16 protein-coding genes are annotated in these 14,944 nt (G+C 33.8%); 7 read left to right on the top strand and 9 right to left on the bottom strand.

Going from position 1 to position 14,944, the window contains the following annotated elements; all coding sequences use genetic code 11:
- The first annotated feature begins 356 nt into the window (after positions 1–356).
- The 3 genes from Q9Q97_RS11275 to Q9Q97_RS11265 all read left to right on the top strand — a co-directional run bounded on the left by Q9Q97_RS11275 (position 357) and on the right by Q9Q97_RS11265 (position 2,892).
- A complete protein-coding gene (locus Q9Q97_RS11275; protein ID WP_306157026.1) occupies positions 357–1,511 on the top strand; it encodes an MFS transporter in 1,155 nt (384 codons plus the stop codon).
- A gap of 42 nt (positions 1,512–1,553) precedes the next feature.
- Entirely contained in the window at positions 1,554–2,486 is a 933-nt protein-coding gene (locus tag Q9Q97_RS11270) for a peptidylprolyl isomerase (protein WP_306157024.1), read from the top strand.
- Between the two features lie 91 nt (positions 2,487–2,577).
- The gene (locus tag Q9Q97_RS11265) at positions 2,578–2,892 is read left to right on the top strand and encodes a cytochrome c (protein ID WP_306157022.1); all 315 of its coding nucleotides are present in this window, start codon (positions 2,578–2,580) and stop codon (positions 2,890–2,892) included.
- 94 nt (positions 2,893–2,986) lie between these two features.
- On the opposite strand, the gene Q9Q97_RS11260 is transcribed toward Q9Q97_RS11265, so the two are convergent.
- From Q9Q97_RS11260 to Q9Q97_RS11250, 3 genes are all read right to left on the bottom strand, one after another.
- The gene (locus Q9Q97_RS11260; RefSeq protein ID WP_306157020.1) at positions 2,987–3,379 is read right to left on the bottom strand and encodes a GreA/GreB family elongation factor; all 393 of its coding nucleotides are present in this window, start codon (positions 3,377–3,379) and stop codon (positions 2,987–2,989) included.
- 370 nt (positions 3,380–3,749) lie between these two features.
- On the bottom strand, positions 3,750–4,304 hold the full coding sequence (locus tag Q9Q97_RS11255) for a thioredoxin family protein (protein ID WP_306157018.1): 555 nt from the start codon (positions 4,302–4,304) through the stop codon (positions 3,750–3,752).
- 126 nt (positions 4,305–4,430) lie between these two features.
- Positions 4,431–5,324, bottom strand: a complete 894-nt coding sequence (locus tag Q9Q97_RS11250; protein ID WP_306157016.1) for an alpha/beta fold hydrolase — start codon at positions 5,322–5,324, stop codon at positions 4,431–4,433.
- A gap of 126 nt (positions 5,325–5,450) precedes the next feature.
- On the opposite strand from Q9Q97_RS11250, the gene Q9Q97_RS11245 reads away from it, so the two are divergent.
- A complete protein-coding gene (locus tag Q9Q97_RS11245; protein ID WP_306157015.1) occupies positions 5,451–5,786 on the top strand; it encodes a tRNA-binding protein in 336 nt (111 codons plus the stop codon).
- A gap of 157 nt (positions 5,787–5,943) precedes the next feature.
- On the opposite strand, the gene Q9Q97_RS11240 is transcribed toward Q9Q97_RS11245, so the two are convergent.
- From Q9Q97_RS11240 to Q9Q97_RS11225, 4 genes are all read right to left on the bottom strand, one after another.
- Positions 5,944–6,489 (bottom strand): alpha/beta hydrolase, encoded by a 546-nt coding sequence (locus Q9Q97_RS11240; protein WP_306157013.1) that lies wholly within the window; start codon positions 6,487–6,489, stop codon positions 5,944–5,946.
- Between the two features lie 22 nt (positions 6,490–6,511).
- Positions 6,512–7,336, bottom strand: a complete 825-nt coding sequence (locus tag Q9Q97_RS11235; RefSeq protein WP_306157011.1) for an alpha/beta hydrolase — start codon at positions 7,334–7,336, stop codon at positions 6,512–6,514.
- A 135-nt stretch (positions 7,337–7,471) separates the two neighbouring features.
- Complete coding sequence (locus Q9Q97_RS11230; RefSeq protein WP_306157030.1) at positions 7,472–7,840, bottom strand: PUR family DNA/RNA-binding protein; 369 nt, start codon at positions 7,838–7,840, stop codon at positions 7,472–7,474.
- A 68-nt stretch (positions 7,841–7,908) separates the two neighbouring features.
- Positions 7,909–9,687, bottom strand: coding sequence for an ABC transporter ATP-binding protein (locus tag Q9Q97_RS11225; protein WP_306157010.1), 1,779 nt, complete (start codon positions 9,685–9,687; stop codon positions 7,909–7,911).
- Between the two features lie 203 nt (positions 9,688–9,890).
- Between Q9Q97_RS11225 and Q9Q97_RS11220 the strand changes: the two genes are divergently transcribed.
- The 3 genes from Q9Q97_RS11220 to yajC all read left to right on the top strand — a co-directional run bounded on the left by Q9Q97_RS11220 (position 9,891) and on the right by yajC (position 12,601).
- Positions 9,891–10,997: a Glu/Leu/Phe/Val dehydrogenase gene (locus Q9Q97_RS11220; protein ID WP_306157007.1), complete on the top strand. Its 1,107-nt coding sequence runs from the start codon at positions 9,891–9,893 to the stop codon at positions 10,995–10,997.
- Between the two features lie 306 nt (positions 10,998–11,303).
- Positions 11,304–12,215, top strand: a complete 912-nt coding sequence (gene nusB, locus Q9Q97_RS11215; RefSeq protein WP_306157005.1) for a transcription antitermination factor NusB — start codon at positions 11,304–11,306, stop codon at positions 12,213–12,215.
- 110 nt (positions 12,216–12,325) lie between these two features.
- The gene (yajC, locus tag Q9Q97_RS11210; protein WP_306157003.1) at positions 12,326–12,601 is read left to right on the top strand and encodes a preprotein translocase subunit YajC; all 276 of its coding nucleotides are present in this window, start codon (positions 12,326–12,328) and stop codon (positions 12,599–12,601) included.
- Between the two features lie 483 nt (positions 12,602–13,084).
- On the opposite strand, the gene Q9Q97_RS11205 is transcribed toward yajC, so the two are convergent.
- Together Q9Q97_RS11205 and pepT are read right to left on the bottom strand one after the other, a co-directional pair.
- Positions 13,085–13,663: a YdeI family protein gene (locus Q9Q97_RS11205; RefSeq protein ID WP_306157001.1), complete on the bottom strand. Its 579-nt coding sequence runs from the start codon at positions 13,661–13,663 to the stop codon at positions 13,085–13,087.
- Between the two features lie 3 nt (positions 13,664–13,666).
- A complete protein-coding gene (gene pepT, locus Q9Q97_RS11200) occupies positions 13,667–14,944 on the bottom strand; it encodes a peptidase T (RefSeq protein ID WP_306156999.1) in 1,278 nt (425 codons plus the stop codon).

Genomic DNA, 14,944 nt, shown 5'->3' with positions numbered 1-14,944 from the left:
AATCGCTTATATGGTTTAGAAAGCATTTACGTTTCACGAAAGACTTTTTAAATGAACTTACATGACTTATATGGTTTGCAAAAACATTTAGGTTTTCACGAAAGCTGTATTTAAATGAACTTAAATCGCTTATATGGTTTAGAAAGCATTTACGTTTCACGAAAGACTTTTTAAATGAACTTACATGACTTATATGGTTTACAAAAACATTTAAGTTTTCACAAAGCTTTTTTTAAATGAACTTATATGACTTATATGGTTCAAAAAAACAAAATTTTATATATTTTTTAAAGTTTTGCTAAAGATTAGATTGGTATTTTTGCAAAATGAATTTATCAAAAACTAATGTACTGTTTATGGCAGTTTGCACTGGTCTTATAGTTGCAAATCTTTATTACTGCCAGCCTTTGATTGTTTTAATTGCCAACGAATTTAAAATTCCTGAAGCCAGCGCTGGAACCATAACCTATCTAACTCAGGCAGGTTACGCTATCGGACTGTTTTTTATGGTGCCGCTTGGTGATAAAATAGAACGTAAAAGGCAAATTTTAATGACCACTTTTGCCACTGTAATTGCTTTGTTAATTGCAGCAACGGCCAAAAGTTTTCTTGTTTTACAAATTGCTTCCCTGCTAATCGGAATCACATCGATTGTACCGCAGTTGATTCTTCCTCTCGCGGCTTCTTTGAGCGCGCCAGAACAGCGTGGAAAAGTTGTCGGAACTATCATGAGCGGACTTCTTGTCGGAATTTTGCTTTCGCGAACGTTAAGCGGTTTTATAGGTCAGGTTTTAGGATGGAGATCGATGTTTTATATCGCAGCCGGAATTTGCCTTTTGATCTTTTTTGTCATTCAAAGTAAATTTCCATACAACAAACCACAGTTTCAAGGAACTTATGGACAACTGATTCAGTCGCTGTTTACACTTATCAAAACACAGCCAGTTTTGCGTGAGGCAACAGCAATCAATGTGTTTAGTTTTGCTCAATTTGGAGCTTTCTGGACTACAATGGTTTTATTGCTTTCTGGTGAGCCATTTAACTTCAATAGCGCTACAATCGGATTATTTGGAATAGTTGGTGCATCTGGGGCTTTAGCAGCGCCTTTGGTTGGAAAATTGGGAGATAAAGGAAATTCTAGAATTGCAGTTGGTTACGGCTGTTTATTGGTATTAATAAGCTTCTTGATTTTTTATTTTGCTATTGAAAGCGTAATCGGAATTGCAATCGGAATTGTATTTATTGATATTGGAATTCAAGGTGTTCACATTTCAAACCAGACGCGAGTATATTCATTATTGCCTGAAGCTAGAAACAGATTGAACACTGTGTTTATGTCGCTTACCTTTTTAGGGACGGCTGCAGGATCTGCTTATGGATTGTTGCTATGGAAGTTAGGCGGATGGCATGCCGTAACAATTGGCTGTATGGTTTTATCTGCACTGTCATTAACAATTTACGGACTTACATATAAATCAAAATCTAAAAAACAGAAAGCGCAAATTGATTAAAAAATTAATTTGTAAATTTGCTTTCAAATTAAAAATAACAACATGGAAAACGGAATATACGCTAAATTCAATACTAGCAAAGGTTCAATTTTAGTAAAATTGACACACGATTTGACGCCAGGAACTGTAGGAAACTTTGTTGCTCTTGCAGAAGGAAATATGGAAAATAAAGTAAAACCTCAAGGACAAAAATTCTATGACGGATTAACTTTCCACAGAGTTATCGCAGATTTCATGATTCAAGGTGGTTGCCCAAAAGGAACGGGAACTGGAGATCCGGGATATAAATTTGATGATGAATTTCACCCAACTTTAAAACACGATCGTCCGGGAGTGCTATCTATGGCAAACTCAGGACCTGGAAGTAACGGTTCTCAATTTTTCATCACTCACGTTCCAACTCCATGGTTAGATAATAAACATACTGTTTTTGGACACGTTATAGAAGGTCAGGATATTGTTGATGCTGTTGCTCAAGGCGATAACTTAGAGTCTGTTGAAATTATCAGAGTAGGAGAAGAAGCTCAAAAATGGAATGCAATTGAAGCTTTCATTGGTTTAAAAGGTGCTCGTCTAAAAAGAGAAGCAGCTTTAAAAGCAGAATCTGAAGCAAAAATGGAACAATTAGCTGCTGGTTTTGATAGAACAGAAACAGGTTTACGTTACAAAATGATTCAAAAAGGAGACGGTAAAAAAGCTGAGGCTGGAAAAACAGTTTCTGTTCACTACGAAGGATCTTTAGAAAACGGAAAAGTTTTTGATTCTTCTTACCCACGTAAAAAACCAATCGAATTCAAATTAGGAATTGGACAAGTTATCGAGGGATGGGACGAAGGTATTGCTTTATTGCAAGTTGGAGACAAAGCTCGTTTTGTAATTCCATCTGATTTAGCTTACGGACCAGCTGGTGCAGGAGGAGTAATTCCGCCAAACGCAACTTTGATTTTTGACGTTGAATTAATGGACGTAAAATAAGAATTTAGAACAATTTTAAATTGTCTTTATAAGCAATCCCATGTGCCACGGCATATGGGATTTTTTTATATTTACTAAAAAACCAAAGACAATGAAAAAATACGTAATCCTAACAGGATTGGTTCTGGCATTAGCTTCATGCGGAACAAAAAAAACGACTGCAGTTGCAGAAACCAAAGCGACAGCTCCAGTTGAAACAGCACAAGTTACAGCAGCATTAACACCAGAATTAGCAGAAGGAAAAAATCTCTATGAGAATAGTTGCGCAAGATGCCATAAATTGTACGAACCAAAACAGTTCACCAAAGAAGATTGGGCGCCAATTTTAGTAAGCATGCAGAAAAAAGCAAAGTTAGATGATGTGAAAATGGCATCAATTACCAATTACATTCATTCCCAATTATAATTGGCTCAAAACAAAAAAACTGTTCACTCGAACAGTTTTTTTGTTTTTCAGATAGATATAAAAAAACACCTTCAAAGAATGAGGTGTTTTAAATTTAAGAATGATGTACAGCTGAATTATCGACAGCTATTACTTTCAAAGTTTTGATACCAGCAGGCATTTCCCAGTCTACCTGATCATTTTCTTTAAAACCAATAATAGCAACACTTAATGGCGCTAGAATTGAAATTTTAGATTGCTTTATATCTGCTTCAGAAGGTAAAACGATCTGAATTTTCATTTGTTTGCCAGCTTTTACATCTTCAATCGTTACAAAAGAATGGACGCGAATCACTGAATTTAAATCGCTTTCTTTGCTTATTACAGCACGATCTAATTCTTGTGAAAGCTGATTGGCTTCTTTTGTATTAGTTTCATTTTTATTTTTTAAAATCAATTCTCTTAAAAATTGATAATCTGCTTTGCAGAAAGTCGGTGTTGGTTTCATATCTATCTGAATTTTATTGTTGTACTAATTATGTGAGTGATTTTTTAGAAAAGTTTGTTGTGTAAACTTTTTAAATGTTTGTTTTTGAAATTTATAAAATGAGAAAAAACAAAAAATATCTGACCAATTTGATTTTGTCAAATAATTTTAAGTATTTAAAATCTGGTAAAAATCCTCCGTCAAAAAGAAGAAAAAAGTGAAGTAGACGGAGGCCTAAAAAATAAAGGCCTTATTATGCGAAATAATTACAGCAGCAAGCGGTTCTGCTATGCAAAACGGCTTTATAGAGGCTGTAGATGGTATTGTATTTCTCATAAAGATGACTAAACTGATTTACAAAAGTACGAAATCTTTTTAAATTAATGCGTAATTACTTCCATTTTATGCCGCAGCCTAAGCTTGGTTTCTGCGGTTCTTTTAAACTTCTGTTGTAAATTAACGCATCAATTGCGCCCCTAAGATCGCTTCCGCTAAGCGGAATCCCGTTACCAGGTCTTGAATCGTCTAGCTGGCCACGGTAAAACAATTTGTCTTGACTGTCAAATAAATAGAAATCTGGCGTACAAGCTGCCTGATAAGCTTTAGCCGTTTCTTGGCTTTCATCATATAAATAAGGAAAATCAATTTTGTTTTCCATAGCAAAATCGGTCATCAATTCTGGACCATCTTGCGGATATTTTCCAGCGTCATTACTCGAAATCGCAATTACACCAAGTCCCTGCACGCGGTAATCATTGGCAATCATTACAATTTCTGTAATTACATGGTGCACAAACGGACAATGATTGCAGATAAACATCGCCAAAGTGCCTTTAGAACCTTTTAAATCTTCAAAAGAAAAAGTATGGTTTGAATTGGTATCTTTTAGATAAAATTCAGGAGCAATTGTTCCTAATGGAAGCATTGTAGATTCTGTTCGTGCCATTTTATTTGAAATTTGATTTTCAAAAATAGCTTTAAAAATCTGTAAATAAAAGAGCACAAGAATAAAAATATCCAAAGAAAGCAGTTAGCTGTATCAGCTTGCTTCTTTGGATACTTTTTATATTTTTTATGAATTTAAGAATTGCAGTAAATCCTCATTCAGTTTTTCTCTGTCAGTATAAAATAAGCCATGTGGCGCTCCTTCATATTCAATATAAGTATTGTTTGCGATAGATTTTGCCGCTTTTCTAGAAGTAAGATCAATAGGGACAATTTTATCGTCGTCTCCGTGAATGATCAGAACAGGAACTTTTATAAAATCCAATTCGTCTCTAAAATCAGTATAAGAAAATGATTCTGCACATTTTAAAGTAGCACGCGGAGAAGCCACTGAACATAAAGCCCTATAGTACTCCAACAAAGGTGTGCTTAAAGGTTTATTTATAATATTAACGCCGAAAAATGTTTTTCCAAAATTATCTATAAATCCGATTCGGTCTTCTTTAAGAGCTGCCGCTGTATTGTCGCTTTTCTCTTTTGGATGCCCATCAGGATTGTCGTGAGTTTTTAAAAGGAATGGAATAATAGAAGAAATCAAAGCAATTTTAGAAACGTTTTTTCCGCCATGACGGCTAAAATAGCGAACAACTTCTCCGCCACCCATTGAGAATCCGACAAGTGTTACGTCTGTTAATTCCAATTGTTCTATAATTTCCTGAAGATCATCTGTTAAAGTGTCATAATCGTAACCGTCCCAAGGCTGAGATGATTTTCCAAATCCGCGGCGGTCGTAGGCAATTACGCGGAAATTGTTTTGTACTAAATGATCAATCTGATATTCCCACATTTCATTAGAAAGAGGCCAGCCGTGAATCAAAATTACCGGTTTTCCTTGACCGTAATCTTTAACATAAAGCCTTACATTTTGTGCGACTTCTATGTATTTATCGGTATGAACCTGTTTTAAATTAGATTCAAAATCTTTGATTGACATGCATGCATTTGGTTCAGTATGTTCCATGTTATATGTTTTTTACGTTTAAGCTACTAGTTTCTATAGTAAAATTAGCCCGTTAGTAAAAGAAATGGGTTATAGAATTAGGCGCATTAATTACAAAATTTATAGGTTTGTAATAAAAGCATAAATATGGATTTGACTTGGAATGAATTTGAACGAACCGACATGCGTGTCGGAACCATTATAGAAGTAAATGATTTTCCCGAAGCCAGAAAGCCAGCCTTTCAGCTGACAATTGATTTTGGTTCTGAAATAGGCATCAGAAAATCTTCGGCACAAATAACCAAAAGATATCAAAAGGAAGATTTAGTAAATCGTCAGATTGTGGCTGTTGTCAATTTCCCGAAAAAACAAATCGGAAAATTTATGAGCGAATGCTTGGTTCTTGGTGCTGTAGGCGAGGAGGGAGATGTGATTTTATTGGCTCCCGATTTTAAAATAGAAAATGGACTGAGGATTGGGTAGTTTTCAGTGTTCAGATTTTTAGTGTTCAGTTCTTGGATCATTAATATTTTAATTGAATTGTCACCCTGAGCGAAGTCGAAGGGCGTCCCTATTGGAATGGGCTTCGACTCCGCTCAGCCTGACAACTGAGTACTAAAAAACTGACCACTGAATACTCTTAATTTATTTTAGAAAGAAACTCACGTAAAATCTCCTGTCCTTCTTCCCAATATTTTAAATCAGAATCGGAGTTAATGTGACCTTGTTTTCCAACGTTTACAAAATCACTTCCCCATTTTTCTGCGAAGTATTTTTTTCTTTCGAATAAAGAATAAGGATCGTTTTCGCTTGCTACCACAACCGATGGAAAAGGTAATTTGTACAGCGGCATTGGCGAAAAATTTCTTGTACATTCAGGTGTATGTTCTGGTGAATCCACATCTGCTGGAGCAACTAAAAATGCGCCAATAATGTTTGGATTATTATATTTTTCTGCCCAATGCAAAACCAATGAAACGGCTAAGCTGTGCGCTACTAAGATAGTTGGTTTGTTTAGTTTTAAAATATATTCATTTAATCTTTCAAACCACTCTTCGAGAATCGGTTCGTCCCAATTATCTTGTACAACTCGAATTGAATTTTCGAATTTTCGATGCCAAAAAGTTTGCCAGTGTTTTTCTCCAGAATCTCCAAGTCCTGGTATAATTAATAGTTGTGTCTCCATTGCCGTGGATTTTATTTAGTGATTATTTTTTACGTTCTTTTAAAACTCGGTTGACTTCGTTAACCAAAAGCGGAAAACCAGGTTCTGTCATTCCGTGGCCGTAGCCGTCTAATTCATATAATTTAGTTTGCGTATGTCCAACCAGTTTCATCATTCTGGCCATGTATGCATTTTCTTCGTAGCGTCCAAGCATTTCCAGTTCGCGGTCTCCTGTAATTAACAATATTGGCGGAACATCGGCACGAACGTGATATAAAGGGGCAAATTCGTCAATTGTTGGCTGTTTCTCAGGAATTCCATTTTCTCTTCTAATTTCAAAATGCGTAATACATTGACTGCTAAACGGGATAAGTCCTGCAATCGAATTAGCATCGATATTTTCTTTTTGAAGCCATTTTTTATCTAAACCAATCATTAAACTTAAATAAGCTCCAGCAGAATGTCCCGAAACAAAAATCTGAGATTTATCTCCGCCATAATTCGTGATGTTATTAAAAGCCCATGCAACTGCAGCCGCAGCATCTTCAATACATTTTGCTGCTTTTACTTTAGGAGAAAGTCTATAGTTTACACCAATAATAGCAAAACCTTTATTTTTTAAAGCTTCAGGAATTTCTTTGTTTCCGCCAGTCAATCCGCCGCCGTGAAACCACACAATTGTCGCAAATCCAGTTTTAGTTTTTGGATAATAAAGATCTAAAACACATCTTTCGTTAATGTATTTGTCTGCTTTATTTGCTGATGCATTATAATATTGAATGTTATTTTTCGTTTCATATTCTATATGCTGTGCAGAAAGAGAAATTGCGAAGAAGAAGAAACTTAAAAGAAGAATTAATTTTTTCATTTTGAAATATTTGAATTGAAATTACTGAAGAAATCTAAAATTTACAGTCTAAAATCTAAAATTAGAAATTTAAATATATAAAAAAAGTCCAAAATGCAGAACAAATTGGACTCTTATATATGTAGATGATTTTGATTAAATATCGTCAAAATCAATATCTGTAAAACTAGATCTTTGGCTTTCAGCCTTTTCAGAGCTATATTCTTTTTTAAAATCTTTTTGGTGTCTTTCAGAAATTACTTCTTCTCCTTTGTGGTTTAAAACATAAGAAGTCATTTCTTCTAAGATTTCAGCAAAAGCACTAAAATCTTCTTTGTATAAATAGATTTTGTGTTTTTTGAAGTGAAAAGAACCATCTTCCTCAGTAAATTTTTTGCTTTCGGTAATAGTAATGTAATAATCATCAGCTTTGGTAGCTCTCACATCAAAGAAATAAGTTCTTCTTCCTGCTCGTAATACTTTAGAAAAAATCTCTTCTTTTTCTAACATGTCATTTTCTCTCATAATACGTTCTATCATTTTTGGAATTAATAGTACTCAAAAATCATAAAAATTTATCTATTACGCAACAATTAAAGTAATTCTTTTTCCGAAAGTTGTTTTAAATATAACGCTGCATAATAACCTTCTTGATTTATTAATTGATTATGAGAGCCTTGTTGAATTATACGACCATCTTCGAGGATAATAATTTTGTCTGCATTCTTGGCAGATGATACTCGGTGACTTACAATTATGGTCGTTTTATCTTTAGAAATTTCAAATAAATTATTCAGAATCATTTCTTCGGTTTCGGTGTCAACTGCTGACAAACAATCGTCAAAAAGCAAAATGGCAGGATTTTTAATAATGGCTCTTGCAATCGAAACACGTTGTTTTTGACCTCCCGAAAGTGTAATTCCTCTTTCTCCTAAAATGGTATCGTACTGTTTGTTAAACGCAATAATGTTGTCATGAACTACGGCATTTTTGGCTGCTTCAAAAACCTCTTCATCCGTTGCATTTTGATTTCCGAATTTGATATTATTCTTAATCGTATCCGAGAATAAGAAAGCATCTTGAGGAACGATTCCTATATTGTTGCGAAGATCATTTAAGTTTAAAGAGCTGATTTCGTTTTCATCAATTTTAACTTCACCATCGGTTACATCATATAATCTCGAAATCAAAGAAAGAATGGTTGATTTCCCAGAACCTGTTTTTCCCAAAATAGCTAATGTTTCTCCTTTTTTTACTGTAAAAGAAACATTTTTCAACGCTTCAATATTGGTATCTTGATAAGTAAAAGAAACATTATAAAAAGTAATATTTCCTTCAATTTCTGATGAGTTTTCGTTGTTATTCTTGATTTCTGGTTCGATTTTCAAAAATTCGTTCAAACGTTTTTGAGAAGCTTCTGCCTCCTGAACCATTGAAGAAACCCAGCCCAAAGAAGCAACTGGCCAAGTCAGCATGTTTACATATAATATGAACTCGGCAATGGTTCCGATATTCGGAATACTTCCGTTAATATACATCACACCTCCAAAATAAATGACAACCAGATTACTGATTCCGATAAGCGCGATCATTAGTGGACCAAACAAAGACTGCACTCTTGCCAGACTTAAGCTTTTACGTTTGCTTTCTTCTGCCAAATCCACCATATTGTTTTGATGCTGATTTTCTAAAGAATATGCCTTAATAACGCGAATTCCCGAAAAGATTTCTTGGGTAAAACTCGAAACTTTAGAAAGGTATTGTTGAAAAGTGGTGCTTCGCTTGTTGATTTCTGAACTCAATTTGAAAATACAGTACGATAATATAGGTAAAGGAAGAATGGTATATAAAGTAAGAAGTGGCGATACATTATACATATATAATATAACGATCGCAAAACGAATAAATGTATTTATAGTATACATTACCGCTGGCCCCACATACATACGAACTTTTGAAACGTCTTCGCTAATACGATTCATTAAGTCTCCCGTTCTGTTTTGTTTGTAAAAATTTTGAGAAAGATTCTCGTATTGTCTGAAAACTTCATTTTTCAAGTCAAACTCAATATGGCGTGACATTACAATTAAAGTCTGGCGCATTAAAAACGTTAGAAACCCAGCAACAATCGTTGTTCCGATGATAAGCAACACATTATGAATAAGATCCTGACGAAACGCGGCAATCACAACTTCAGACTTTTGATCGGTTGGAGATAGCTTATCAAAATTTTCAATAGCGTTTAAAGACTTACTGATAAGCTTTGGAGTGAAAAGAGAAAATATTTGTGCGATTATAGTGATTAAAATACCTAGCGAAAAACTATATTTATATTTGACGAAATATTTATTTAAATAGCTTAATTCTTTCATTTTTTTAAGAAATCTGATATTGAATTGATTTGTATTTAAGAATTATTATTAAATAAATTTATAATAATTTGCGATTTAATCAAAACAATTATATTGTAAAATTGTTATTTTAAAGATAAAAAATTAGCACATGTGTATTTTTTAATTATGTTTGAGAAGTCTTTTTGACGAATTCATAATTTTAACTAATTTATACTAGCGCTATGGATGCAACTTTCGCAACTGGAAAGGAACTTCAAAAAATGGATCCTGTTTTTGGTCAGTTATCTTTTGACGATCACGAACAAATTGTATTTTGCAATGACAAAGATACAGGTTTAAAAGCAATTATTGGTATTCATAATTCGGTTATGGGGCCAGCTTTGGGAGGAACCAGAATGTGGAATTACAACACAGAATGGGAGGCTTTAAATGATGTTTTACGTCTTTCGAGAGGTATGACTTTTAAATCGGCTATTACTGGACTGAATATTGGTGGAGGTAAAGCAGTTATTATTGGTGATGCTAAAACGCAGAAAACACCTGAGTTAATGCGTAAGTTTGGTGAGTTTGTTCACTCATTAAGCGGAAGATATATTACTGCAGAAGATGTCGGAATGGAAACTAAAGACATGGATACAGTAAGAGATGTAACTCCTTATGTTACGGGTATTTCTGAAGAAAGAGGTGGTTCTGGAAATCCTTCTCCAATTACAGCTTATGGTGTTTATTTAGGTATGAAAGCTGCCGCTAAAAGTCAGTTTGGAACTGATGTTTTAGATGGAAAAAAAGTTTTGGTACAAGGAATCGGACACGTTGGAGAAACTTTGGTTGAATATTTAACTAAAGAAGGAGCACAGGTTACTATTTCTGATATTAACGAAGAAAAATTATACCAAGTTGCTTCAAAATACAACGCAACAATTTATACTGGAGAAGATTTGTATACTGCAGATGTTGACATCTACGCGCCGTGTGCGATGGGAGCAACAATCAACGATAATACAATCGAAAAAATTAAAGCTAAAGTGATCGCTGGTGCAGCAAACAATCAGTTGGCAGACGAGAATGTTCACGGAGCGAGATTGACAGAAAGAGGAATTTTATATGCTCCAGATTTCTTAATCAATGCGGGTGGAATTATCAATGTTTATGCTGAATTGGCTAACTACGGTAAAGCTGAAATCATGAGTAAAACAGAGAATATCTACAATACTACTTTAGAAATTATTGATTTCGCTGCTAAAAACAATATCACAACGCATAAAGCGGCACTTACAATTGCTCAAAACCGTATCGATCAGAGAAGAATCGAGAACGCGGCTAAGTAATTAAGTGTTCAGTTTTTGAGTGTTCAGTTTGATGCTCAATTTTAATTGAAATAATATAAAATCTCAGTCTTCAGTTTTTCTGAAAGCTGAGATTTTTTATTTCTACAACTAAGTAAGACTAAGTTCAATACTCAAAACTGACCGCTCAAAAACGGATTACTGACCACTTTTTACATAACTTTTCTCAAAATAAACGTTTTTTTAATGTGTAAATTTTAAAATACGCATCAAAAGTTATACTTTTGCAGACTAATTTTTAAATGTTCTTACACGGTGGTAAATAGAAGACACATACGCGTTAAAGTAATGCAATCCATTTATGCAATGCATCAAAGCGGTTCTGAAAACATGGAAAAAGAAGAGAAATTTCTTTTCTACAGCATTGATAATATTCAGGACTTATACCTTATAATGCTTTCTTCATTGATAGAAATTTGTAAAAAAGAATCTGTTTTTTTACATCTGTCAAGTAAAAAACACCTTGCTACTGCAGCAGAACGTAACCCAAATGAAAAATTTGTAAAGAACAAAATTTTTCAACTTCTTGCCGAAAGCAATTCTCTTAGTATCGCTTTAGAAAATCGTAAAATCAATAACTGGTCTTTAAACGACGATTATATTATTTTGCTTTTAAATGATGTTAAAGCAAGCGATATCTACAAAAAATACATGAGCAATAATGTAAATACATTTGAAGAAGACAGACAATTTATAATTGATTTGTTTGAAAATGTTATTGTTCCAAATGAAAAATTATACGAGTATTTGGAAGATGATAAATTGACTTGGGTTGATGATATTCCGGTTGTAAATACTCATATTGTTAAACAATTAAAAGCAATCAAAACAGAAGATCCAGACGATTTTAGAGTGCCAAAATTGTACAAAGATGTTGAAGATAAAGATTTTGCAAAAGATCTTTTTAGAAGAACAGTTTTAAACGAAACTGCTTTTGCTAAAGAATATGAAGACAAAACGCCAAACTGGGACAGTGACCGTATTGCTGAAATTGATACGATTATCTTGAAAATGGCAATTTGCGAGTTTATTAAATTCCCGTCGATTCCAGTAAAGGTAACTCTTAACGAATATTTAGAAATTGCAAAAGAGTATTCTACACCAAAAAGTAGTATTTTTATCAACGGAATTTTAGATAATTTGGTGAAGGAACTTACTGCCAATAAAAAGATGGTAAAAGTAGGTAGAGGGTTAATGTAGAATTTTAAAATTCCAAAAAATAAATTCCAAATTCCAATACTTTGTCACTCTGAGCGGAGTCGAAGAGCAAAAAGAAAATATTAAATATAAATCAAAAACAAATTTAAATTATGGGACAATTATCTCAATTTGCGCCATTCCTTTTAATGTTCGTGGTAATCTATTTCTTCATGATCAGACCACAGCAAAAAAGAGCGAAAAACGAAAAAGAATTTGAAAGCAACCTAAAAGTAGGTGACAAAATAGTTACAAAAAGTGGTTTCCACGGTAGAATCGCTGAATTAGCAGAAACTACTGTTGTTATTGAAACCATGTCAGGAAAATTAAAATTAGAGCGTTCTGCTATTTCTTTAGAATTAAGTGCTGCTTTGAATAAAAAAGCTTAAGCTTTTTAAAATTCCAATAAAATTTAAAAATCCCAAATTCCAATTTTGATGTGGAATTTGGGATTTTTTTGTTTTGTTCAAATAATCGCATTGTAGGTCTTTACGAGGAACGAAGCAATCTCATTTCGGATGTTTTTGACGAACTTGATCAGTGTGGTTGCTTCGTTCCTTGCAATGACAATACTTTGTGTAGAAAAAAACCTTTGTCAAAGTTTTAAACTTTGACAAAGGTTTACTGTTTAAATTCATTATGGAATTTCTAGTGTGATCCTTCCTTCGTCAGGATGACAAACTGCATCGAAATATTTTGCGTTAGACGCACAGCAGTGCGTCTCTACGTCAATCTTTGCGGACATTGCCTTCTTAAAAAAACTTAGCGTTCTCTGCGAAAAAACCTTTGCGCTCTTTGCGTTAAAACTCTTCAACAGCTCGCATGATGACAACAGTATTGGAATTTGGAATTTTAAAAATTTGGAATTTGATTTATCGATATTTATCATTCAATCCCACATTCGACAAAATCATCGGAATCACTTTCTCAATTCTCGTAAGCTTTGTTTTTTCCTGTTTTGCCGATTCTATATATTCTAAAAACTCATATTGCTTGTAAGGAGCAAATTTTTCAAAAGCTTCTTTTAGAGCTGGGTTTTGTTCCATTTCTTTATTCAGCAATTCAGAAATAATAGCTTCTTTTTTAGCAGGTTTTATTATTTTACCCTGTTTTTCGTTTTCAATAGCTTCGTGAATGTATTCTAAAATATCCTTTTCGTTTATTTCTTCTTTTGATTTAAAACGCCATTGACGCAGTGACTTGGTTACTTCCTCCTGAGCGTTGATCAGTTTTTTCTTTTCATCTTTCAAGAAAACACCATTATAAAACCAAATGGTAAAATAATCTTTAAAACCGCCGAGACCAATAACATTTTTTTTATTGAAAACATACACAGGTGCTCCCCATTTTACAGTTTCAATAAGTTCAGTTTTATCAATAATTGATTTAAGAAGAAGAATTTCTTCCTCCCACTGATTCATTTTGTCCCAAACGTTTTTTTTCTCAGGCATTGCTTAATTTTTTCTTTTAGATTTTTCTGTCTTATCAAAAATTCCAGGAATAGCAGTTAATTCAGCAATTTTTACAATAACTTCTGTGGCTTTCTGAATACTTTCTGCTGGAACATATTCATATTTTCCATGGAAATTATGTCCGCCCGCAAAAATGTTCGGACAAGGTAATCCCATAAACGATAATTGCGAACCGTCAGTTCCACCACGAATTGGTTTGATGATCGGTTTAATGTTTAACTCTCTCATTGCTTTTTCAGCAATATCAACAATATGTTTTACAGGAAGAACCTTTTCTTTCATATTATAATATTGATCTTTTACTTCAGCAATTACAATATCTTCGCCAAACTTCTTCGCGAATTTTTTATTGAATTTCTTCGCAATTTTATGAATAAGCGCTTTTCTATTTTCGAATTTTTTCTTGTTGTGATCGCGAATAATTAATTCTAAAACCGTTTCTTCGATATTTCCTTTGATGTGATGAACATGGAAAAAACCTTCGTAACCTTTCGTTTCCTGAGGCGTTTCTCCTTTTGGCAATTCATTAATAAAATCATTAGCCAAAAGCATCGAATTGATCATTTTTCCTTTGGCATAACCTGGGTGAACACTTTTTCCTTTAAAAGTAATTTTAGCTCCAGCTGCGTTGAAATTTTCATATTCTAATTCACCAATCTGGCTTCCATCCATAGTGTAAGCCCATTGCGCTCCGAATTTCTCCACATCAAAATGATGCGCTCCGCGACCGATTTCTTCATCTGGAGTAAAACCGATTCTGATTTTTCCGTGTTTAATCTCTGGATGCTGGATGAGGTATTCCATTGCTGAAACTATTTCTGTAATTCCAGCTTTGTCATCGGCACCTAATAAAGTTGTGCCGTCAGTAGTAATGATGGTCTGACCTTTATATTGCAATAAATCTTTAAAGTAGTTTGGAGATAAAATGATGTTTTTCTCAGCATTCAAAACAATGTCTTTTCCGTCATAATTTTCAACGATTTGCGGTTTTACATTCGCTCCGCTAAAATCTGGAGAAGTGTCAAAATGAGAAACAAAACCAATTACAGGAACTTCATGATCAACATTGCTCGGAAGCGTTGCCATGATGTACGCTTTGTCGTCAATAGTTACATCTTCTAAGCCAATTGCTTTTAGTTCTTCAACTAATTTATTGGCAAGATTCCACTGTTTTTCTGTACTTGGTGTTGTTTGTGAATTTGGATCCGATTCCGTATCAATCGTTACATAACTGATAAATCGATCTATGATATGTTGCAT

The sequence above is a fragment of the Flavobacterium sp. DG2-3 genome (genome assembly GCF_030730925.1).
Taxonomy (GTDB): domain Bacteria; phylum Bacteroidota; class Bacteroidia; order Flavobacteriales; family Flavobacteriaceae; genus Flavobacterium.
Note: the sequence above shows the minus strand (reverse complement) of the source record. Positions and strands in the feature narration are given on the sequence as shown.

What these genes read in the sequence shown, in the direction of transcription:
- Q9Q97_RS11275 (WP_306157026.1), top strand. Translation starts at nt 357, where the DNA reads ATGGCAGTTTGCACTGGTCTTATAGTTGCAAATCTTTATTACTGCCAG.
- Q9Q97_RS11205 (WP_306157001.1), bottom strand. Translation starts at nt 13,663, where the DNA reads ATGCCTGAGAAAAAAAACGTTTGGGACAAAATGAATCAGTGGGAGGAA.
- Q9Q97_RS11260 (WP_306157020.1), bottom strand. Translation starts at nt 3,379, where the DNA reads ATGAAACCAACACCGACTTTCTGCAAAGCAGATTATCAATTTTTAAGA.
- Q9Q97_RS11235 (WP_306157011.1), bottom strand. Translation starts at nt 7,336, where the DNA reads ATGAAAAAATTAATTCTTCTTTTAAGTTTCTTCTTCTTCGCAATTTCT.
- pepT (WP_306156999.1), bottom strand. Translation starts at nt 14,944, where the DNA reads ATGCAACATATCATAGATCGATTTATCAGTTATGTAACGATTGATACG.
- Q9Q97_RS11270 (WP_306157024.1), top strand. Translation starts at nt 1,554, where the DNA reads ATGGAAAACGGAATATACGCTAAATTCAATACTAGCAAAGGTTCAATT.
- Q9Q97_RS11240 (WP_306157013.1), bottom strand. Translation starts at nt 6,489, where the DNA reads ATGGAGACACAACTATTAATTATACCAGGACTTGGAGATTCTGGAGAA.
- Q9Q97_RS11255 (WP_306157018.1), bottom strand. Translation starts at nt 4,304, where the DNA reads ATGGCACGAACAGAATCTACAATGCTTCCATTAGGAACAATTGCTCCT.
- Q9Q97_RS11265 (WP_306157022.1), top strand. Translation starts at nt 2,578, where the DNA reads ATGAAAAAATACGTAATCCTAACAGGATTGGTTCTGGCATTAGCTTCA.
- Q9Q97_RS11230 (WP_306157030.1), bottom strand. Translation starts at nt 7,840, where the DNA reads ATGAGAGAAAATGACATGTTAGAAAAAGAAGAGATTTTTTCTAAAGTA.
- Q9Q97_RS11225 (WP_306157010.1), bottom strand. Translation starts at nt 9,687, where the DNA reads ATGAAAGAATTAAGCTATTTAAATAAATATTTCGTCAAATATAAATAT.
- nusB (WP_306157005.1), top strand. Translation starts at nt 11,304, where the DNA reads ATGCAATCCATTTATGCAATGCATCAAAGCGGTTCTGAAAACATGGAA.
- yajC (WP_306157003.1), top strand. Translation starts at nt 12,326, where the DNA reads ATGGGACAATTATCTCAATTTGCGCCATTCCTTTTAATGTTCGTGGTA.
- Q9Q97_RS11220 (WP_306157007.1), top strand. Translation starts at nt 9,891, where the DNA reads ATGGATGCAACTTTCGCAACTGGAAAGGAACTTCAAAAAATGGATCCT.
- Q9Q97_RS11245 (WP_306157015.1), top strand. Translation starts at nt 5,451, where the DNA reads ATGGATTTGACTTGGAATGAATTTGAACGAACCGACATGCGTGTCGGA.
- Q9Q97_RS11250 (WP_306157016.1), bottom strand. Translation starts at nt 5,324, where the DNA reads ATGGAACATACTGAACCAAATGCATGCATGTCAATCAAAGATTTTGAA.